Origin of the sequence: Pseudoalteromonas sp. MER144-MNA-CIBAN-0113 (assembly GCF_040308965.1) — a bacterium.
Lineage (GTDB): Bacteria > Pseudomonadota > Gammaproteobacteria > Enterobacterales > Alteromonadaceae > Pseudoalteromonas > Pseudoalteromonas tetraodonis.
This window is the reverse complement of record NZ_JBEOOG010000003.1, coordinates 1-19,347: the sequence shown is the minus strand read 5'-3', so window position 1 is coordinate 19,347 and position 19,347 is coordinate 1. Positions and strand designations below refer to the sequence as shown.

The following is a 19,347-nucleotide window of genomic DNA, read 5'->3' as shown; positions in this document are numbered from 1 at the left end:
GTGACCTAAGTGGTCACTTTTTTAAGTGGATATAAGCTAATTAGTATTTAGCGGATTGACCGTCTTTAGGTATAGACTGTTTTATAAACTCGCGTAAATCGTTGTTAGAGCTTTCTAAATCTGCATGACGTAGGTACATCATGTGGCCACTGCGGTAGCCTTTAAAGCTTAATCTATCTTGCATTTTACCACTTGGATCTAATTGCCACATGGTGTACTTGGCATCAAAGTAATTGGTTGCACCGTCAAAATAACCCGCCTGAACCATCACATTTAAATAAGGGTTTTGAGCCATAGCTAAACGCAAATTTTCACCGGTATTGTTTCCGCTTCTGTCCCATGGGTGAACGTTACCAAATAAGTTATATTTGATATCGGTTTTGTAATTAAGCTCTTCACGAAGATAATAGTTAATTGCAGGGGTAAAAGAGTGCAGCCACGATGTAAGCTCTGCCCAGTAATCTGGTGACTCACCGGCATCGCGTTTATCTATGCCTAAATAGCGCGAATCCAGTCGACCAACCATTTGTCCGCGTTCACGTAATAACTCTTTCCAAAAAAACTGTGTCGGAATGTCTAAGTTATTTTGGCTAACAAATGTTTCAGATAGACCTGCATATTCGGCCATTTTTTTAATAATACGACGTTTTTCATCTGGGGCAATAAATCCGCCTTTTGCAAGCGCGGGAATGAGCTCATTAACGGTAAACTGTTCCACTTCAGGTAATAGCTCGTCTAAGTCTTTAGCTTGTAAATCAGCGCTTAATGCCTTGTGGTACCATGCTGTGGCTGCAAAATAAGGTAGGCGGTTAGCGGCTTTTACAGGACCGTCGCGCTTAATACCAATGTCGGTAGGTGAAACGAGTACAACACCGTTAATGTACATCCACTGACTATTTTGTAGCTCATGCGCTAAGCCTGATACGCGAGTGGTACCATAGCTTTCACCAATTAGAAATTTAGGAGAGCGCCAGCGTTCATTGCGAGATACAAAAGTATTAAGCCACTCTGCTAGATATTTTATATCGGCATTCACACCAAAAAATAACTCTTTTTGTTTATCCTTTGGTAGAAGGTTACCATCTTTATCTTCAACGACACGCGAATAACCCGTGTTTACAGGGTTTACGTAAACGATGTCGGCTACGTCTAAAACCGAATAAGGGTTATCTTTAACACCGTAAGGTTGAATAGGGTAGCCTTCGTCGTCAATTTTTAAAACGCGTGGGCCGGTGTATGCTAAATGCATCCAAACTGACGCTGAGCCTGGGCCACCATTGAATGAAATAAGTAATGGGCGCTTTGTTCTATCATCGACCTTATCGCGCGTGTAGTAAGTGTATTGAAGGGTTGCGATGGCGTCTCCCTTGTCATCCCATACCGGTTGTGTGCCAGTTGCTACTGTGTAAGACAATCGTTCATTATTTATTTTTGCTTTGTGCTGGGTAACCACTTTACTGTCAATATCAATGCGACGTTGATTATCGGCAAACGAGGCGCTACTTAGGGTGAGCGCAATAGCGGCAATGGGTAAAAATAGACTTCGACTAAATTTCATAAGTGACCCTTTTTATTTTATGTACTGCAGTTATAGCGATATTTGAGTAAAAAACAAAAGTAATGAGACTAGCTGCCGATAATAATCGTTGAGTTTATGTAATTAAGATTAATCTGATCACAGCAAACAGGCGAAATATGCTTGATGTGTATACCGCACTGTAAGTTTAAGGCGATTAAAAAATTTAATTATTAATTAAGTTTTTAAGTAGTTGGTCGCTTTACTTGTTTCTATATGGATGATTGAAAGTGATTTCTTTTTAGGTTTATAACCTTAAAGAGTGAGCGCAAATAAAAGGGAGTTTATGCAACGGGTTTTAATTGTTGAAGATAATATAAGAGTACAGCAGGTACTCAAACATATTGCTGCTCAATACCTTGATGTTTTGGTTGATTTTGCCTCGTCACTTACTCAATGCAAACAACTCCTGAGCCAAACAAGTTATTCACTCGCCTTAGTTGATTTGCCACTTAGTGGACAAAACGATATGAATGTTGCTCGCTATATTTTATCGCAAGGTATCCCTACGCTATTAATGACAACGCAATTAGAAGAGTCCACGCGCCTAAAAATGCTGGAATTAGGGATTATTGATTACATTATTAAAGATAACCGTGACTCTTACCTTTATGCCATTAAATTTGTAGCACAGTTACTGCGTAACCAAGGGCGAAAAGCGCTAGTTGTTGATAATTCTTTATTGAGCAGTAGCTTGGTTAAGCAAATGCTCGAAAAACAGTTATTTGATGTTATTACTGCTGATAATAGCGCTCAAGCATTGCATATACTTAACCATAATAGGGCAATTAAGTTAGTCATTACTAATCATAATTTAACTGATATGAATGGGTTTGAATTAATTAGAGCAATTCGAAATGTTAAAAGTCGTGAGCAATTAGCCATTATTGGTCTGGCCGATGTATATAGTTATGGTGTTGCCACGCAGTTTATTAAATCGGGTGCAAATGACTTTTTAACTAAGCCCTTTACTCATGAAGAGTTTCATTTTCGAGTGGTAAAAACTATGGAATCGCTATGGCTGGGTGAAGCTATAAGAGCTGATTTATCCCTCGACGCGACTGAGTAAGTCATTATGCTTAAAAAATTAATTAGTACTTAGAACGTTGTACAGCGGGTCACTAGAGATGACGTCTTGCTTTTAACCACCTCGCACCAATGCAGTATTTTGCATAAAAAAAGCGCACCTAAATGGTGCGCTTTTTTGTTTTATATATTATTTATTTTTTTAAGTTTATGTTTTTATTATCAATTTAAAAATGGCACAAAGGTTGGATTGTATAGAGGAAATACAATAACAAGCTAGCGTCCTAAGGGGGCCTTTGTGAAAATGATCAGTGCAATAATAAAGCCATTCAAACTAGATGATGTGCGTGAAGCACTCGCTGATTTAGGCATCGAAGGAATGACAGTGGTTGACGTTAAGGGATTTGGACGTCAAAGAGGGCATACTGAGTTATACCGTGGTGCTGAATATCAGGTTGACTTTATACCTAAAATTAAACTTGAAATTGCTACTCGTAGTGAAAATTGCCAACGCGTTGTAGAAACCATTACCAAAGTCGCTGGAACGGGCAAAATTGGTGACGGCAAAATTTTTGTTTACGACCTAGACCAAATCGTCCGTATTCGTACTGGCGAGCTTGATGATGATGCAATTTAAGGGGGCAACATGGAAAATACAATTATAGAGCTGAAGTTTTCGCTCGATACGTTTTACTTTTTAATGTCTGGCATCTTAGTCATGTGGATGGCAGCCGGTTTTGCAATGTTAGAAGCGGGTTTAGTGCGCTCTAAAAATACCACAGAAATTCTAACTAAAAATATCGCGCTTTATTCTATCGCGTGTACTATGTTTTTGTTGATAGGCTACAACATTATGTACGTAGATAATGTTGAAGGCGGTGTTATTCCTTCGTTTGGTGGCCTAATAGGTAGCCAAGCGGCAGATGCTAATCATTCATTAGAGTCTGACTTTTTCTTCCAAGTAGTGTTTGTTGCAACGGCCATGTCTATTGTATCTGGCGCCGTAGCGGAGCGCATGAAATTATGGGCTTTCTTAGTTTTCACAGTGGTACTAACAGGATTAATTTACCCAATTGAAGGTTACTGGACATGGGGGGGCGGCTTCTTATCTGAATTAGGCTTTGTTGATTTTGCAGGCTCTGCCATTGTACATGCAACGGGTGCGGCTGCAGCGCTTGCAGGTGTAATACTACTGGGTGCACGTAAAGGTAAATATGGTAAAAATGGTGAAATTTACCCAATTCCAGGTTCAAACTTGCCACTTGCTACATTAGGCACGTTTATTTTATGGATGGGTTGGTTTGGCTTTAACGGCGGATCACAGTTATTAATTTCAGATAAAGAAAACGCAACAGCGGTAGGTCAAATATTACTTAATACCAATGCTGCTGCAGCTATGGGGGCAATTTCAGCCTTGTTCTTATGTAAACTTTTATGGGGCAAAGCCGATTTAACCATGGTACTTAATGGTGCACTTGCAGGCTTAGTGGTTATTACTGCAGACCCATTATCACCATCACCACTAATGGCGTGTTTATTTGGCTTACTAGGTGGCTCATTAGTGATACTTAGTATTGTCGCATTGGACAAAGCGAAGATAGATGATCCCGTGGGCGCTATTTCTGTTCACGGTGTGTGTGGCATCCTAGGTATAGTGCTAGTACCTGTTACTAATGCTGAGGCCAGCATTGTTAATCAGTTGATTGGCCTACTATGTATTATTGGTTTTGTGTTTATTGCTTCATTCATTGTATGGGTAATCCTCAAGCAAACCATGGGTATTCGTGTTACCGAAGAAGAAGAGTTAAACGGTATGGATCAACACGATTGTGGTATTGATGCTTATCCAGAGTTTGTATCAGTTAGAAGTAATTAATTAAAAGTATTGTGTGTTCAATCAAAGCCCTACTCTGTTAGGGCTTTTTTGATTTCAGGGGAGGTTAATTTTTCAGGTGCTAGAGTAATGTGATAAGCTCCTCGCGTTAAATTAACCTTCGGAATATATTACACTTAAATGGCTGAAAAAAAGAAAACATCGACCAGTAAACCCTCGACTAAGCGCGCTACTAAGTCATCTAAATCATCGGCGCGAAAAAGTGCGACTAAAAAAACTTCAAGCACCACAAAACGGCCACTTTTTAAAACGTTGTTTTCTATTTTTTGGAAACTGAGTCTGGCGACGTTTATCGCCATTGCACTTTATTTTATTTACCTTGATGCAAAAATAACTCGCCAGTTTGAAGGCAATAAATGGCAACTTCCGGCACAAGTATATGCCCGCTCAATGACTTTTTTTCCAGGCCAGTTTTTATCAGAGCAAGAAGTTTTATGGGAGCTTAAGCGCTTAAACTACACGGCGGTTAATCGCTTAAGCCGGACTGGGCAGTATATTAAAACAGCCAATAGTATTAAGATTTTTCGTCGTGACTTTGAATTTTATGATGGTTTAGAGAGCGCTCATGTTATTGAGTTGCGTTTCTCTGGAGAGAAGGTAGCCAGTATTAAAGATAAGTTTGGCCGTCGCTTAAACACTGCCAGATTAGAGCCTGTACAAATAGCCCGTATTGGTAATGACTCAAAACAAGATAGAGAGTTTGTACCATTAGATAAATTTCCTGACATGCTTAAAAATACCTTATTAGTAGTTGAAGACCGCGATTTTTATGATCATCACGGTGTATCGGTATTTTCAATTTTACGCGCTTTGTATACCAATATTCGCGCAGGGCGCACCGTGCAAGGGGGGAGCACATTAACCCAGCAGCTGGCTAAAAATATTTACCTTACCCGTGAGCGTTCGTTAGTGCGTAAAATTAATGAAGCCTTTATTGCGCTTATTCTTGATTACCGTTACTCAAAAGATCAGATTCTCGAAGCCTATTTAAACGAAGTGTACTTAGGTCAGTCATACAACCAAGGGGTACATGGAATGGGGCTGGCCGCCGAGTTTTACTTTGCCAAACCTGTTGATGAACTCGAGTACGACCAAATTGCCTTGCTGGTGGCTATGGTTAAAGGCCCATCTTATTACAATCCTAGACGTTACAAAGAACGTGCGATGGAGCGTCGTGACCTAGTGCTGCGTTTAATGGTCGATAACAAACTTATTTCTACTAAAGAGTATAGAGCCTCGTTAAAGCGCGCAATTGATATTGCACCAATGAAAGCCAGCTTGCAAAAGTCTTATCCAGGTTACTTAGAGTTGGTTAATCGTGAGCTTAAACAGCTGCTACCCGATCAAGACGTATTGGATGCAGGGGTGCGTGTATTTACCTACTTTGATTTACAAAAACAAACCGCGATGGAAGAGTCGATTCAGGCCAGTTTACCTTATTTAGAAAGACGTCCAAATACCAAAGAGTTAGAAGCGGCGATGATCTCCGTTAATGTTGAAAAAGCCGGTGTATCAGCGTTAGTTTCTGGACGCGATGTGCGTTACTCAGGGTTTAACCGGGTGCTTGATACCAAGCGCAATATTGGCTCATTAGTTAAACCGGCAGTGTATTTAAGTGCACTGCAGCTTCCTCATTATAACTTAGCGACATTGCTTGATGATTCACCCGTGCAAGTCACCAACGAGGAGGGTAACGTATGGCAGCCAGAAAACTTTGATCATCAATACCGTGGTGCCATGCCTCTTTATAAAGCATTTAGCCATAGTATTAATATACCGGCAGTTAACTTAGGGCTTGATGTAGGTGTGGATAAAGTGGTTAACACGCTCAGGGGATTAGGAGCTAAAGGCTATATTAATGAATACCCATCGTTATTATTAGGGGCTATTGAAATGTCGAGCTTTGAAGTGGCACAGCTTTATACCACGATTGCAGCAGACGGTGAATACAGAGAACTGACGTCTATTTCTGCGTTAACCGATTCTGTTGGTAAAGTACTTTATAAGCACAAAGTAATTAACGAGCAACGCTTTGATAAAGATGCCATGTACATGACCAAATATGCTATGAAGCGAGTAACTAAAGATGGCACCGCTAAGCGCTTAAACTTACATTTTCCGTCAATCCAGTTGGCAGGTAAAACAGGCACCAGTAATGAATTACGCGACAGCTGGTTTGCTGGATTTGATCAAAATACAGTGACGGTTGCATGGATAGGCCGTGACGATAATAAAAGCACCGGCTTAACCGGCAGTGTTGGCGCGCTTGAAACCTATATTCGTTATTTAAAACCGCTAAACCCGCAAGCAATTGCCGATACCCGTCCGCCTTCAATTAGGTGGGCATTTGTAAACGAGCAAACTGGGAAGCAAGCACCACCGGGCTGTGGCAAAGTGATTCAGCTACCGCTTAGAGCCAGTGAGTTTAAACCAAGACCAGAATGTATTCGTTAAATAGTAAAAACAAAAAAAGCCCGAAAGGGCTTTTTTTATGGGTAAGCGTTTTTAAAAACTAAACGTTATAGCTTAGCAAAAGCGCGCTCTGCTGCTTCAATCGTTGCTTGAACTTCTTGCTCTGTGTGCGCAGCACACACAAAACCAGCTTCAAACGCTGAAGGCGCTAAATAAACCCCTTCTTCAAGCATTAAGTGGAAGAACTTTTTAAAGCGCTCTAAATCACATTCAGTGGCTTGTTTGTAAGTAGTTACTTTTTCTGCATCGGTGAAGAAAAAGCCATACATACCGCCAGCGTAGTTAGTCGTTAAGGCAATACCTGCTTTTTTAGCTGCGGCTTCAAAGCCTTCACAAATCGCTTTACTAATGGCTTCTAACTTATCATGCACGCCAGGAGCGCTTAGTAGTTCGAGTGATTTTAAGCCTGCTGCCATCGCAATAGGGTTACCTGAAAGTGTACCCGCTTGATAAACAGGGCCTACAGGAGCTATGTAATCCATGATTTCTGTTTTACCACCAAACGCGCCTACTGGCATGCCACCACCAATTACTTTACCTAAACAGGTTAAGTCTGGTTTGATGTTGTAATACGCTTGAGCGCCACCAAGGGCGACACGAAAACCTGTCATTACTTCATCAAAAATAAGCACGGATTGGTATTGATCACATACTTCACGCAGTCCTTCTAAAAAGCCGGGTACTGGTGGAATACAGTTCATGTTACCGGCAACTGGTTCAACAATAATACACGCGATTTCATCGGCGTATTTAGCAAAAATCGCTTTCACTTCTTCAATATTGTTAAACGAAACGGTGAGTGTGTGCTTAGCTAAATCTTCAGGAATACCTGGAGAGTTAGGTACACCCATAGTTAATGCGCCAGAGCCGGCTTTTACTAGCAGTGAGTCTGCATGGCCGTGGTAACACCCTTCAAATTTTAAGATTTTGTCACGACCAGTAAAACCACGGGCTAAACGAATTGCACTCATTGTTGCTTCAGTACCAGAGCTTACCATGCGTACTTTTTCGATTGATGGTACTAGCTCTTTTACTTTTTCAGCCATTAAAATTTCAGCTTCAGTAGGCGCTCCGTAGCTTAAACCATTTTCTACCGCGTCATGCACTGCTTGTTTAATTTCAGGGTGATTGTGGCCCATAATCATTGGACCCCAAGAGCCTACATAATCGATGTAACGGTTGCCATCAGCATCAAATGTAAACGCGCCCTGTGCTTTAGTAATAAACAGCGGAGTACCACCTACACCATTAAATGCACGCACTGGCGAATTTACGCCACCAGGAATAGAGTCTTGAGCTCGTTTAAATAAGTCTTGGCTAATTGTCATGAAAAATCCTATTGTTTTATCACTTTAAAATTAAAAGCTTAGCTATCGCGTTTGCGGCTAAACCAAGGAACGCTTACTTCATACTGCTCGACTTTGTTTTCTACGCCGAGGGTTAAAGCAAACAGCGCCATACGAATAAGTACGCCATTTTGTACTTGGCGGAATATTGCTAGATTGTCGTTAGCATTTAAGTCGTTATCAAGTTCGTTTGCCTCTAAACGGCTATCGCGAGGAAGCGGGTGCATTAATACTGAATTAGGTTTGCAATGGGAATTATAAATAGACTGGCTAATTCTAAATCCACCACGATACTTATTAGCTTCTTCTTGTGATGGAAAACGCTCTTCTTGGATTCGTGTTTGATAAACGATATCGGCTGCTAAGTTACCTTCCATTTTATCTACCAGTTCAATTTTATGACCGGCATTTTCAACCGCAGATAAAATTGAGTCAGGCATTTGCAAGCCATTAGGGGCAACCATCGAAAACTTAATGTCTTTGTAATGGCACAGTAACTTAGAGAGTGAGTGAACAGTACGGCCATATTTTAAATCGCCGACTAGCGCAATATGCATACCATCGATATTTTGATCGAAGCGGTTAAGTTCACGCTCAATAGTTAATAAATCAAGCAGTGCTTGGGTAGGGTGCTCATTGGGTCCATCACCACCGTTTATTACTGGTACGCTGCAACCTGTTGCAAATTCAGCTACCGAGCCTGAGTCAGGATGGCGCATAGCAACTGCATCAGCATAAGCTGAAATAACACGTGCGGTATCATAGAGTGATTCGCCCTTAGCAAGCGCAGAGCTTTGCATGCCGGTGGTTTCACGAACTAGTCCACCGAGTAAGTTAAACGCAGTGCCAAAACTAACACGAGTACGTGTACTGGGTTCAAAAAATAGATTTGCTAAAATAGCGCCTTCAAGCACGTTGGTCCGCTTTTGTTTTTTAGCGTATGGCTCCATTTTTTTTGCCACAGCAAATATGCGTTCAATACAGTCTCGGTCGAGTTGATTAACAGAGAGTATATTTTCACCTTGGAAACTGAACATGGGGTTATTCCTAGTTATTCAAAAAGGCGCGATAATCCACAAAGGAGCACGCAATCGCGCGTATTATACAAACTTAGTATGCGACTTGGCAGCGTAATTTATAAGCCTTTGCTAAAAGCTTGGCTTAATAATCGCCAAAGCGACAATAACGAGTAGCGCTAAAACAGGTAGCTCGTTGAAAATGCGATAAAACCGATCGCTTTTGGTATTTCTATCGTGTTTAAAATCAGCTAACAATTTGAAACAGTAGCCATGATAAATATATAAAATAATCACCAGCACGAGTTTGTAATGCAGCCACATGCTGTAACGAAACCATTCTCGGCCGTATTCAACAATAGTCAATACGCCAAATACTGCGGTAAGCACCGCAAAGGGTGTAACAAAATAAAGTAGCCGACGTTCCATTACTTTTAGCATTGAGTTACACGATTTTTCTTCACTCATAGCGTGATAAACAAAAAGTCGAGGTAGGTAAAAAATACCGGCAAACCAAGCAATCATAAAAAATACGTGCAAGGTTTTGTAGATTAATAATGCGCTCATATTGTTCTCATTATTGTTAAAGTAAACTGTTACGTATGGTTAAAATATGGTGGATTTGATCCCACCTTAGTAATCCCATAATTTGTTGATTATCTAATAAGTTATATACATAAAGTGCACCACTGCGTTTATCATTCAAAATTTCAAATGCATCTGCAAGGGTGGCTTGGCTGCTAATACCTTGTAAGCTAATGTATTTTATATTGACCGCCTGATCAGACATTAAACTTAAGTCATATTCAGCTAGGCGATAACCATTTTCTTCATCAAATACAATTAATGGTGTTTGGCTGTCCATGGCATCTAGACTGTTTTTTATTTGCTCTTTATCGTCGGAGTAGAGCAGTTTAAAGTCTTCATCCATGTCATCCATCACTCCTACTTTCTGTAAGGCTTCAGTGGCGGGAGAGACATGATAGGGAAGCCCTTGAAAGTCTAATTGCTGTAAAAATATGGAGCGGTTACCAAATACCTGTAAAGCTGTAACGTAGGCGGTAGTAATGACGATCATCGCAGGCACAATAATTTCCGGTGACGAGGTCAGCTCCATCACAGTGGTCAGTGCCGCTAAGGGGGAGTGTAGTGTGGCCGCTAATAATCCTGCCATGCCCAGCACCCCGTAAGTGCCGGCTATATCGGTGCCGGGGCTAATAAATTGAGCAAAAAATGCCATTAAAGTACCGGTTAAAACGCCCAGCCCAATAACCGGACCTATCAACCCACCAGGAATACCTAAGCCAATAGCAAATAAGGTGGCTAATAACTTAGCAATTAAAATAGTGGTGAGTAGTTGAATATTTTCAGGTGACTCAACCGCAATAGTGATAGCGCTCATACCCGAGCCCATTGCTTGTGGAACTGCATAGGCAATTAAGCTGGCAATACACCCTGCAATCATTAAACGTGGAAACATACTAAGTGGTTTAAAGGTTTTAATAATTAACATTAAATTCTGATTAAAAGCATAAGCCACCGCGCCTAATCCCATGCCGCATAAAATTAAATAGGGGTAGTGCCACCCACTTAAGGGGGCAATGGTTATTAGCGCAAGTTCTGAGCCTTCACCAAATACAAACTGTGTTGCTAATGCGCCGGTAACGGCTGCGAGCATAATCGGCACAAAAATATGCACTTTGTATTCTCTGAGCACCACTTCCATTACAAAAATAACCGCAGCCAGGGGGGTGTTGAACGATGCAGCAATGCCCGCGGCAACACCACAACCACTGAGGGTACGCATAGCGTTGTGGGGTAAGTGTAGTTTATTTGCTAATATGCTTGCCCCCGCTGCTCCCATATGCACTGAGGGGCCTTCGCGGCCAACAGAAAAACCGCTGATCAGTGCCAGCGCGCCGCCTACAAACTGGTTAACCGTATTATAAAGTGGCATTTGCCCGTAATGACGTTTTATTCTGTGTATTACAAAAGGGATACCCAAGCGGTAATGTTTAAAGCCGGTAAAAGCCGCAAATGTGGCTATCAGAAGTGCAGCAATCAAAGGCATTAATACCCGTTCTAGGGTAGGGAGAGTAGTAAAGTCGTCAGGGGTTTCTAAAAATAAGCTTTGAAAAAATAAAATGGTTAGGCGAAACAGTATAATGAAAAATGCAGCAATTAATCCGGCACTTACGCCCAATAAGCATAATTGTACGGATGTTTTTGGTTTTGCTAATCGACGTCTCAGTCGCTCAAGCCACATGCTTTATTTCCCCGTAGCATTTTTAGGCCTCAAGTTTATCAAAATAGTCTAGGGAAGTCCTTGAGATTTTTAACAACCGATTAATTTAAATTAAATTTATAGTATATTGATTCACAGAACAGATTAAACGCGCATTGTTTTAATTAAAGCTTATAAACGCGAGCTTACTATACTTGATTAAAACACTCAGGTATTAGATAATCTGGTGCATTAGTATAAAGGTATTGAGGGTTATAAAATGTCTGAAGAATTACCCATTAAGTTTAGCGACGCAGCCGCTGTGCGTGTTAAACAGTTAATCGACGAAGAAGAAAACCCAGATCTAAAACTGCGTGTTTATGTCACAGGCGGTGGTTGTTCAGGTTTTCAATACGGTTTTACTTTTGATGAAAAAGCGAATCCTGGCGATTTAGAAATTGTTAAAAACGGGGTTACCTTAGTCATTGACCCAATGAGTATCCAGTATTTGGTTGACGGTGAAGTAGACTACACCGAAGGGTTAGAAGGGGCACGCTTTTTTGTCTCTAACCCTAATGCCACAACAACGTGTGGCTGTGGCGCTAGTTTTAGCGTGTAAAGATACCGTTATTTGAAAAAAACCGCTTAATTAGCGGTTTTTTTATGTGTTTAAAATCATAACTCAGTTGGTCTGTATTCTGTTATTTGCATTATTAACACAAAAAAACCAAGTACGAATGCAGAGAAAGCTAAAATATAGATAAAGCCTTTTTTACCCTGTTTGATTGGAATTGCATAATGGCGTAAAAAAAAGTACCAGCCCAAGCATAAAATAATAGGCAGTAAAAAAAGTAGTCTAAACATGATTTAGCCTTTTTAAACAAATAATAAGTTAATAATAAACGGCTTATATTTAAATGAAACAAAAAAGTTATAAAATATTTAACCTTATTCAGAGTTAGTAAATATTTGTTGTTAAACTTTAATCGCATAATTACTAATTAATCATTCAGATCAACGGTGAATGGTATATAATGTATCCAAGAGTGAAACGGGCAAGGTTTCATTTTTCACAATAATAAAGTGTTAATACATATTTGAGCGTTTTTATTGGTTGAATTGTAAGCGTTTACACTGCGCTTTAGTGAGTGGTTGTAGGTTTACAGTGTTGGCGATTTTAAGCGCTTAGCTATATGTATATTTAAACAACGAGTAGGAGTTGTATATGATGGGTAAAACCGTATCTTCGGAAGAAAATGCAAAATTAACAAAGTGGCTTAAAACTAAGCGCCATGAAAAAGGCTACACCATGCGCAGCTTAGCGCAAATCTTGGGTACGCCACATTCTTTTATTGGCAAAATTGAAAATCAGGAACGTCGTTTAGATGTAATTGAGTTTGTTCGCTACTGCAATGCATTAGAAGTCGACCCGTATGAAGCATTAAGCTTAATTAAAGCTGACTAACGCTTTCTTTTTGGCTGTAATCGTAAAGTTAAATTAGCGTCTACAGCCAATACTAGTGCAGGGATGCATTAGGTATTTTTATGATAATTTTGCTCTAGTGAATATAGTTTGTGCCTAATTAGAAATAAAAACACTAATGAGGGTAAAACCATAAGCGCAGTTAATACAAAGAACAATGACCAATTCCCCATTAGCCAATCATCAATAACCACGCCACTGTAACTCGATAATAACGTACGCCCTAAATTACCCAATGATGCCAATAGCGCATAATGGGTGGCGCTAAATGCTCTGTCACACAGCATAGATATAAAAGCAACCATTGCCACTAAAGACCAAGCTTGGGTAAAGCCATCAACTACAATTGCCATTGCATATAAGTGCTCTTGTGGACCAGCTAAGGCAATCCAAGAAAACATTAAGTTAGATGCTGCCATGGCTACGCCACTAATAAATAAGCCTTTCACAATGCCATATTTATGGTTAAAAATACTGCCCAAAAAGGCAAATACAATGGTGATTAACCCCGTGCCGAGTTTTGAGTAATTTGCTATTTGCGTATTACTAAAGCCAACTTCTTTATAAAATACAATCGACATCCGCGCTAAAAATGCTTCACCAATCTTAAATAAGAAAATAAACGCCAGCAGCGCCAACGCGGTTTTAACGCCATTTTTAGCAAAAAAGGTTTTAAACGGATCAACCACGGTAACGCCTAGCCATGCGAGCGTTTTTATCAGTGGTGTTTGTTTAGTTGCGGCGAGTTTTTCAAGATAAACACGTTCTAGTTCGGCATGTACGGCTTCGCGATTTGATTGTGGCTCTTTAGCCCAAAATACACAGCTAATTAATAACAGCATAATCGCGGATAAAAAATAATACACCTGTGGCCAGTCAATATTTGGCATATCAGCCATGTAAAAAGGCACAGCTCCTAATAAAGCATAGCCAGTCCACCAACCTGAGGTGGCCATTGCAGCAGCCGCGGTGGCTTTGTGAGATTCATTTTCACTAAGAGTGTCTATTCGAAAAGCATCTATAGCAATATCTTGCGTTGCAGAGGCTATGGCGATCAGCAAGCAAAGTACGGCGGCAACCGCTAGGTTTGCTTTCAAATCAAGTCCTGCAAGTAGCAATGTGCCAAGTAAAATAAAGCTTTGGCAAAACAGTATCCAACTACGGCGCTGACCAAGCCAATTATATAAAAAGGGCAGTTTAGTGCGGTCGATTAAAGGTGACCATAAAAAGTTGATGCTGTAGGCACCAAACACAATGCCAAATAGGCCAATCATGCTGCGGCTCAAACCTTCATCTTTAAGCCATGCCGACATTACTGAGCCAATTAATACCCACGGAAAGCCACTGCTCATTCCAAATATAAAAACATTAATCAAACGTTTATCTTTAAAATAAGAAAAGTATTCGCTAACAGAAAGTGTGCTATTCATAGAGGCTCATTGGCTTATACAAAGAGCAGCTAAGGCTGCTCTTATTAAAAAAGTTATAAAGGAACTTGCTCAAGCACCTTAATATTTAATATAACGACCGGTTTTTCGGGTACAAAGTTGTAGCCAATTTTGTCATTAAATCCGGTTTTTACAGCCATGATTTTATCGAGTGTTTCATAGCCTTCCATCACACTGCCAAACACTGCAAACCCCCAATCACGGCCAGGGTTTAAATGATCGTTATCATCCATATTAAAAAAGAACTGACGCGTTCCTGAGTGTGGTTCACGGTCTTGATAAGCCATCGCAATGCTATACATATCGTTTGTTAAGCCGTTACCGCTTTCATTAAAAATAGGGTCGTTTTCATGTAGACCATCGTAATCTTTATCATAACCACCGCCTTGAATTACAAAGTCACGATCATTTTCTACGTCGCGTTCTACACGATGAAACACACTGCCTTGATAGCTTTTATCCGACACGTACGTTAAAAAATTATTGACCGTAATAGGAGCTCTTGAGCGGTCTAATTCAACCACAATGCTGCCCAACGATGTCACAATTTCTACCCGAGGAAAAATGTTATCTTTTTGCACAAAACGACCCTCTTGAGCCGCTAAGCTACTAACGCTAAATAATAAGCTTACGCAGATTAAAAAAAGTTGCTTCATTGTTAACCTTCTAAAAATGCAATTAATTCTGGGTCAGATACAATGCGGGTAATTAACTGCTCAGTCAACTTATTGAGCTGACCTTCAACTTTTGCCCTATCGTGACCAAGCGGGCCAGATAAATTAGCATTACCGCTGTAGCGTTTACTAAAATTACTGGTCGGGCGAATCACCCGCACTTCAAATTCAATCTTGGCTTCACTGGTATGGCTCATTAGCGTTTCTGTAACTACCGCTTGCAGCATGTGAATATCTAACTCAAAACGCAATTGCGCTAAATTAGAAATGCTGGCGCCATTGCGACTCAGTGCACTGTCTAGCGCACTTTTAACCGATTCAGTAATACCCGTACTGGCAATGGTTTTGGTTTTGCTCGATTCAATTAGCTTTAAGGTTGCACTGTCACCACGTAAATCAATCACGCTGGTGTTTAAGCTGCTGTTTATTGAGCTTATTTGACCACTTTTATACACAGGGTTGAGAATAAGCTGATTAGCACACCCCGAAAAAACCACTAATGTACAACAGCTCAATAATGCTTTTAAGAGTTTCATTTATAACGTCCCACTATTTTTAGTTGCGCTGAGTACCACAAACTTTTTATTAGAGCCTAATAAAGTACAGTTACCAAACATACGGTTTAGTTTGTCGTGGTAATCTAGATGGCGGTTACCAATAATACGCAGCTCGCCACCTTCTTTTAATGTGTCTTTTGCTTGCTTGAACATTTGCCATGCTATGTGGTCGGTAACCGCTTGTGCTTGGTGAAATGGCGGATTACACAATACAATATCAGCGCTTTCACGTTCAAAGTCAGTTAAACAATCATTCTCTATAAAGGTACATTGTTCAAACTTGTCTTCCATGTTGAGCTCAATGTTGAGTCGAGCTGATTCAACCGCCATATATGACTCATCAACAAAACTAATATGAGCATTAGGACAGCGCGCTAATGTCATTAAACCAACTACGCCATTGCCACAGCCTAAATCAATAATATTTTTGGCTTTATTTGTTTGTGGCAAATAATTAAAAAAGAAACGCGCACCAATATCAAGTGAATCACGTGAAAACACATTGGCATGATTGCTTATTGTAAAATCAGTGCCTTCGAGCGGCCAGCTCACTGGGAAATCTGCACCTTTATAACCGCCAGCGGCTTGGCTAATAATTAAACGTGATTTTTTTACTGCGAGGCTTGTTTTCGTCTCACCAATAAAATCTTCAAATGCTTTAATCGTAGAGTTATGCACGTCTTTAGTTTTTGCAGCACCAATAACAGGTGTACCAGGTGCTAGCACTTCGCTTAATTCAGATAACTGATACTGTAAAAAAGCCAACGTGCGTGGTACTTTTACCAACACTAGGTCTACTTGCTCAGGTAGAGCCGATAAACTATCAAGCTGGCTAAACGCAGTTGTTGCGATTTTGTTTTGCGCTAAGTTATAAGCCGCCGCCTGATGGCTAATATATGAGTCGTTTACTGAACAAACAGTTAATTGTTGTTTGCTAAAGTAACAGCTAAGTGCACCAAAGCTGTCGTTTAAGATCAGCAATGAGCGACAATCAGGGTAGTGTTCATTAACATAGTCAATGAGGTATTCGTCTGCTGAATCCCACGCTTGTAAGCTGCGGTTTTTTTGATCCAAAGGAAAGCGTTCAAGAGTAAAGGTGTTATCGCCGAGCGTAGCTTGCGTAGTCATAATAGTTTAATGATCGGTAATCAAATGATAGGTAAATTCTAACATGCAACCGCCAAACGCCAACCCCCAACTGTTACCAAATGGCTTTTCTTATCAAAGTAGGGTGCTTAGTGCGCAAAAAAGCCTCGATTTATTTTATTATTTGCAGCAAAACTTAAATTGGCAACAACCAAATATAACGGTGTTTGGCAAAACGGGGCCAATACCAAGGCTGCAATGTTTTATCAGCGAAGAGAATCTTGAGTACGGCTATTCTGGGCATAAACTCGATTTAGAGCCTTGGCCAGACGTATTACTTGCTATGCGAACACGATTAGAAAATCACCTACAGCAACCGTTTAATTCAATTTTGGTTAATTATTATCGTGATGGCCACGATAGTATGGGCTGGCATAGCGATGATGAGGCGCAGCTAGGGCCTGAGCCTACAATAGCCTGTGTATCGCTTGGCGCAGAGCGATTATTTAAACTTAAACACAAAGTAAGTAACAGCATTACTAACATTAAATTACAAAGTGGCAGCTGTTTAATAATGAGCGGCCAAAGCCAACAAAATTACCAACATGCATTGCCCAAACAAACAACGCTTAAACACCCTCGAATAAGTTTAACGTTTCGCTATATTAATAATAGTTTCAGTTAAATAGCATTAGCCATGGTATAGCCGCAGTTGTTATAGTAAGCACATAACTGAATTTTGAGGATGGTTTTTATGTCAATGCAAGAACAAATACGTAACAAGCTAGCCGATGCGATTGCGTGCAAGCATTTAAATGTGATCAACGAAAGCCATATGCACAGTGCAGGCACTGAATCACACTTTAAAGTGATTGTAGTTAGTGAGGAATTTGCTGGTAAGCGATTATTGCAGCGTCATCGTGAAATTAACGAAATTTTAAAAGATGAGTTAGCAAATCATATTCATGCGCTTGCGATGCACACTTACACCCCTGAAGAATTTACCGAGCACGACGGTGAGGCACCGCAATCACCTAATTGCATGGGCGGCTCAAAAGTTGGATAACAGGTAATAGTGGATTGGTTTGAGCAGAGCGTAACTGATCAGATCAGTTTTTTTTGTTTTAGCCTTTAAACTAGCGCTAATTTTTATTGTAAAAGATATAGGATGATCAATGGTCATTAAGCCTAAAATTCGCGGATTTATCTGCACCAATGCACACCCAGTAGGCTGTGCAGAGCATGTACAAGAACAAATTAATTATGTTAAGCAGCAAGGGGCATTAAAAAATGCGCCTAAAAATGTATTAGTTATTGGTGCGTCTACAGGTTATGGCCTTGCATCTCGCATTACCGCTGCATTTGGTGGTGGCGCTAAAACATTGGGTGTGTTCTTTGAAAAAGAAGGCACTGAACGTAAAACAGGCTCTGCGGGTTGGTATAATACGGCGGCATTTCAAACAGCCGCTGAAGCTGAAGGCTTATGGTCTAAAAATATTAATGGTGATGCGTTTTCTAACGAAATCAAACAAAAAACAATCGACACCATTAAAGCTGAATTAGGTAAAGTTGACTGTATTATTTACAGCTTAGCATCACCACGTCGTACTGATCCAAATACAGGGGAAGTGTTTTCTTCAACGCTTAAGCCAATTGGTAATGCGGTAACGACTAAAAACTTAAATACGTCAAAGCGTGAAATTGATGAAGTAACTGTTGAAGCGGCAAACCAAGACGATATCGACAACACCATTAAAGTAATGGGTGGCGAAGATTGGGAAATGTGGATTGACGCACTTAAAGAAGCGGATGTATTAGCAGATAACTTTAAAACCACGGCTTACACATACATTGGTAAAGAACTAACGTGGCCAATTTACGGTCATGCAACAATTGGAAAAGCCAAAGAAGATTTAGACCGTGCCACTGCTGCTATTAAAGCTGCTACCCAAGATTTAAATGGTGAAGCCTACGTTTCATCGCTTAATGCGGTTGTTACTCAAGCAAGCTCTGCAATTCCAATCATGCCACTTTATATTTCTGCCTTATTTAAAGTGATGAAGGCTGATGGCACTTACGAGGGCACAATTGAGCAAATTCATGCGCTATTTAGTGAGAACTTATACGGTGATTCACCTCGCTTTGACGAGGGCGGGCATTTATTCCAAAACTATAAAGAACTGGAAGATGACGTTCAATCTCGCGTTCAAGCCATTTGGGATAGTGTAGATACAAACTCAATTGATGAGTTAACCGATTATATTGGTTACCATAATGAATTTTTACGCTTGTTTGGTTTTGGTATTGACACGGTTGATTATGAACAAGATGTTAATCCTGTTGCACCTATTGCCAATATGATTGACTAACTTGTCGCTGTTAGCGCATTTTTGAAAAAGTCGCCTTGTGCGGCTTTTTTGTTTTCAGCCCCTAAACCACCTACTTCAGTAGGTGGTTATCATCAAATAGGCTTTGCCTGTAAAAAGTACTCATGTTAATTCCTTAGTTGATTTTTAGCGAAGTCACAAAAGGAAAAAACATGAGT

At 40.3% G+C, this 19,347-nt stretch carries 19 protein-coding genes; 9 read left to right on the top strand and 10 right to left on the bottom strand.

Going from position 1 to position 19,347, the window contains the following annotated elements; all coding sequences use genetic code 11:
- Positions 1-40 precede the first annotated feature (40 nt).
- Positions 41-1,558 carry a S10 family peptidase gene (locus AAEY57_RS01400; RefSeq protein ID WP_350605849.1) on the bottom strand — a complete coding sequence of 506 codons (1,518 nt, stop codon included), beginning with the start codon at positions 1,556-1,558 and terminating at the stop codon, positions 41-43.
- A 304-nt stretch (positions 1,559-1,862) separates the two neighbouring features.
- On the opposite strand from AAEY57_RS01400, the gene AAEY57_RS01395 reads away from it, so the two are divergent.
- The 4 genes from AAEY57_RS01395 to mrcB all read left to right on the top strand — a co-directional run bounded on the left by AAEY57_RS01395 (position 1,863) and on the right by mrcB (position 6,950).
- On the top strand, positions 1,863-2,645 hold the full coding sequence (locus AAEY57_RS01395) for a response regulator (RefSeq protein ID WP_138764157.1): 783 nt from the start codon (positions 1,863-1,865) through the stop codon (positions 2,643-2,645).
- A 255-nt stretch (positions 2,646-2,900) separates the two neighbouring features.
- Positions 2,901-3,239: a P-II family nitrogen regulator gene (locus tag AAEY57_RS01390; protein ID WP_010391070.1), complete on the top strand. Its 339-nt coding sequence runs from the start codon at positions 2,901-2,903 to the stop codon at positions 3,237-3,239.
- 9 nt (positions 3,240-3,248) lie between these two features.
- Positions 3,249-4,478, top strand: coding sequence for an ammonium transporter AmtB (locus AAEY57_RS01385; protein ID WP_350605846.1), 1,230 nt, complete (start codon positions 3,249-3,251; stop codon positions 4,476-4,478).
- A gap of 138 nt (positions 4,479-4,616) precedes the next feature.
- Positions 4,617-6,950 (top strand): penicillin-binding protein 1B, encoded by a 2,334-nt coding sequence (gene mrcB, locus AAEY57_RS01380; protein ID WP_350605844.1) that lies wholly within the window; start codon positions 4,617-4,619, stop codon positions 6,948-6,950.
- 65 nt (positions 6,951-7,015) lie between these two features.
- On the opposite strand, the gene hemL is transcribed toward mrcB, so the two are convergent.
- The 4 genes from hemL to AAEY57_RS01360 all read right to left on the bottom strand — a co-directional run bounded on the left by hemL (position 7,016) and on the right by AAEY57_RS01360 (position 11,596).
- The gene (gene hemL, locus AAEY57_RS01375) at positions 7,016-8,296 is read right to left on the bottom strand and encodes a glutamate-1-semialdehyde 2,1-aminomutase (protein WP_024601882.1); all 1,281 of its coding nucleotides are present in this window, start codon (positions 8,294-8,296) and stop codon (positions 7,016-7,018) included.
- A 38-nt stretch (positions 8,297-8,334) separates the two neighbouring features.
- The gene (locus AAEY57_RS01370) at positions 8,335-9,351 is read right to left on the bottom strand and encodes an aspartate carbamoyltransferase (protein WP_033104053.1); all 1,017 of its coding nucleotides are present in this window, start codon (positions 9,349-9,351) and stop codon (positions 8,335-8,337) included.
- A gap of 111 nt (positions 9,352-9,462) precedes the next feature.
- Complete coding sequence (locus AAEY57_RS01365) at positions 9,463-9,897, bottom strand: CopD family protein (RefSeq protein WP_010391077.1); 435 nt, start codon at positions 9,895-9,897, stop codon at positions 9,463-9,465.
- Positions 9,898-9,913: 16 nt separating this feature from the next.
- Positions 9,914-11,596 (bottom strand): chloride channel protein, encoded by a 1,683-nt coding sequence (locus tag AAEY57_RS01360; RefSeq protein WP_016899367.1) that lies wholly within the window; start codon positions 11,594-11,596, stop codon positions 9,914-9,916.
- Positions 11,597-11,834: 238 nt separating this feature from the next.
- Here AAEY57_RS01360 and erpA point away from each other — a divergent pair, with 238 nt between their 5' ends.
- Positions 11,835-12,173: an iron-sulfur cluster insertion protein ErpA gene (gene erpA / locus AAEY57_RS01355; RefSeq protein ID WP_002958911.1), complete on the top strand. Its 339-nt coding sequence runs from the start codon at positions 11,835-11,837 to the stop codon at positions 12,171-12,173.
- A 56-nt stretch (positions 12,174-12,229) separates the two neighbouring features.
- On the opposite strand, the gene AAEY57_RS01350 is transcribed toward erpA, so the two are convergent.
- Positions 12,230-12,418, bottom strand: a complete 189-nt coding sequence (locus AAEY57_RS01350; RefSeq protein WP_013464338.1) for a hypothetical protein — start codon at positions 12,416-12,418, stop codon at positions 12,230-12,232.
- 361 nt (positions 12,419-12,779) lie between these two features.
- Here AAEY57_RS01350 and AAEY57_RS01345 point away from each other — a divergent pair, with 361 nt between their 5' ends.
- Positions 12,780-13,019, top strand: a complete 240-nt coding sequence (locus AAEY57_RS01345; protein WP_008111877.1) for a helix-turn-helix domain-containing protein — start codon at positions 12,780-12,782, stop codon at positions 13,017-13,019.
- A 68-nt stretch (positions 13,020-13,087) separates the two neighbouring features.
- On the opposite strand, the gene AAEY57_RS01340 is transcribed toward AAEY57_RS01345, so the two are convergent.
- The 4 genes from AAEY57_RS01340 to AAEY57_RS01325 are packed head-to-tail and all read right to left on the bottom strand — an operon-like array spanning position 13,088 to position 16,844.
- Complete coding sequence (locus AAEY57_RS01340; RefSeq protein WP_350605840.1) at positions 13,088-14,467, bottom strand: AmpG family muropeptide MFS transporter; 1,380 nt, start codon at positions 14,465-14,467, stop codon at positions 13,088-13,090.
- Positions 14,468-14,520: 53 nt separating this feature from the next.
- Positions 14,521-15,141 (bottom strand): peptidylprolyl isomerase, encoded by a 621-nt coding sequence (locus AAEY57_RS01335; RefSeq protein ID WP_013464341.1) that lies wholly within the window; start codon positions 15,139-15,141, stop codon positions 14,521-14,523.
- A 2-nt stretch (positions 15,142-15,143) separates the two neighbouring features.
- Positions 15,144-15,695, bottom strand: a complete 552-nt coding sequence (locus AAEY57_RS01330) for a YajG family lipoprotein (RefSeq protein WP_350605837.1) — start codon at positions 15,693-15,695, stop codon at positions 15,144-15,146.
- Complete coding sequence (locus AAEY57_RS01325; protein WP_013464343.1) at positions 15,696-16,844, bottom strand: methyltransferase; 1,149 nt, start codon at positions 16,842-16,844, stop codon at positions 15,696-15,698.
- 43 nt (positions 16,845-16,887) lie between these two features.
- On the opposite strand from AAEY57_RS01325, the gene AAEY57_RS01320 reads away from it, so the two are divergent.
- From AAEY57_RS01320 to fabV, 3 genes are all read left to right on the top strand, one after another.
- Positions 16,888-17,487, top strand: coding sequence for an alpha-ketoglutarate-dependent dioxygenase AlkB family protein (locus tag AAEY57_RS01320; protein ID WP_013464344.1), 600 nt, complete (start codon positions 16,888-16,890; stop codon positions 17,485-17,487).
- A gap of 69 nt (positions 17,488-17,556) precedes the next feature.
- On the top strand, positions 17,557-17,868 hold the full coding sequence (locus AAEY57_RS01315) for a BolA family protein (RefSeq protein WP_024601886.1): 312 nt from the start codon (positions 17,557-17,559) through the stop codon (positions 17,866-17,868).
- A 109-nt stretch (positions 17,869-17,977) separates the two neighbouring features.
- Positions 17,978-19,171 (top strand): enoyl-ACP reductase FabV, encoded by a 1,194-nt coding sequence (gene fabV, locus AAEY57_RS01310; RefSeq protein WP_350605834.1) that lies wholly within the window; start codon positions 17,978-17,980, stop codon positions 19,169-19,171.
- Positions 19,172-19,347: the final 176 nt, after the last annotated feature.

Coding starts and splice junctions, on each gene's coding strand:
- AAEY57_RS01325 (WP_013464343.1), bottom strand. CDS start 16,844: ATGACTACGCAAGCTACGCTCGGCGATAACACCTTTACTCTTGAACGC.
- AAEY57_RS01330 (WP_350605837.1), bottom strand. CDS start 15,695: ATGAAACTCTTAAAAGCATTATTGAGCTGTTGTACATTAGTGGTTTTT.
- AAEY57_RS01360 (WP_016899367.1), bottom strand. CDS start 11,596: ATGTGGCTTGAGCGACTGAGACGTCGATTAGCAAAACCAAAAACATCC.
- AAEY57_RS01400 (WP_350605849.1), bottom strand. CDS start 1,558: ATGAAATTTAGTCGAAGTCTATTTTTACCCATTGCCGCTATTGCGCTC.
- AAEY57_RS01315 (WP_024601886.1), top strand. CDS start 17,557: ATGTCAATGCAAGAACAAATACGTAACAAGCTAGCCGATGCGATTGCG.
- AAEY57_RS01340 (WP_350605840.1), bottom strand. CDS start 14,467: ATGAATAGCACACTTTCTGTTAGCGAATACTTTTCTTATTTTAAAGAT.
- AAEY57_RS01350 (WP_013464338.1), bottom strand. CDS start 12,418: ATGTTTAGACTACTTTTTTTACTGCCTATTATTTTATGCTTGGGCTGG.
- AAEY57_RS01370 (WP_033104053.1), bottom strand. CDS start 9,351: ATGTTCAGTTTCCAAGGTGAAAATATACTCTCTGTTAATCAACTCGAC.
- mrcB (WP_350605844.1), top strand. CDS start 4,617: ATGGCTGAAAAAAAGAAAACATCGACCAGTAAACCCTCGACTAAGCGC.
- AAEY57_RS01345 (WP_008111877.1), top strand. CDS start 12,780: ATGATGGGTAAAACCGTATCTTCGGAAGAAAATGCAAAATTAACAAAG.
- AAEY57_RS01385 (WP_350605846.1), top strand. CDS start 3,249: ATGGAAAATACAATTATAGAGCTGAAGTTTTCGCTCGATACGTTTTAC.
- AAEY57_RS01320 (WP_013464344.1), top strand. CDS start 16,888: ATGCAACCGCCAAACGCCAACCCCCAACTGTTACCAAATGGCTTTTCT.
- hemL (WP_024601882.1), bottom strand. CDS start 8,296: ATGACAATTAGCCAAGACTTATTTAAACGAGCTCAAGACTCTATTCCT.
- erpA (WP_002958911.1), top strand. CDS start 11,835: ATGTCTGAAGAATTACCCATTAAGTTTAGCGACGCAGCCGCTGTGCGT.
- AAEY57_RS01395 (WP_138764157.1), top strand. CDS start 1,863: ATGCAACGGGTTTTAATTGTTGAAGATAATATAAGAGTACAGCAGGTA.
- fabV (WP_350605834.1), top strand. CDS start 17,978: ATGGTCATTAAGCCTAAAATTCGCGGATTTATCTGCACCAATGCACAC.
- AAEY57_RS01365 (WP_010391077.1), bottom strand. CDS start 9,897: ATGAGCGCATTATTAATCTACAAAACCTTGCACGTATTTTTTATGATT.
- AAEY57_RS01335 (WP_013464341.1), bottom strand. CDS start 15,141: ATGAAGCAACTTTTTTTAATCTGCGTAAGCTTATTATTTAGCGTTAGT.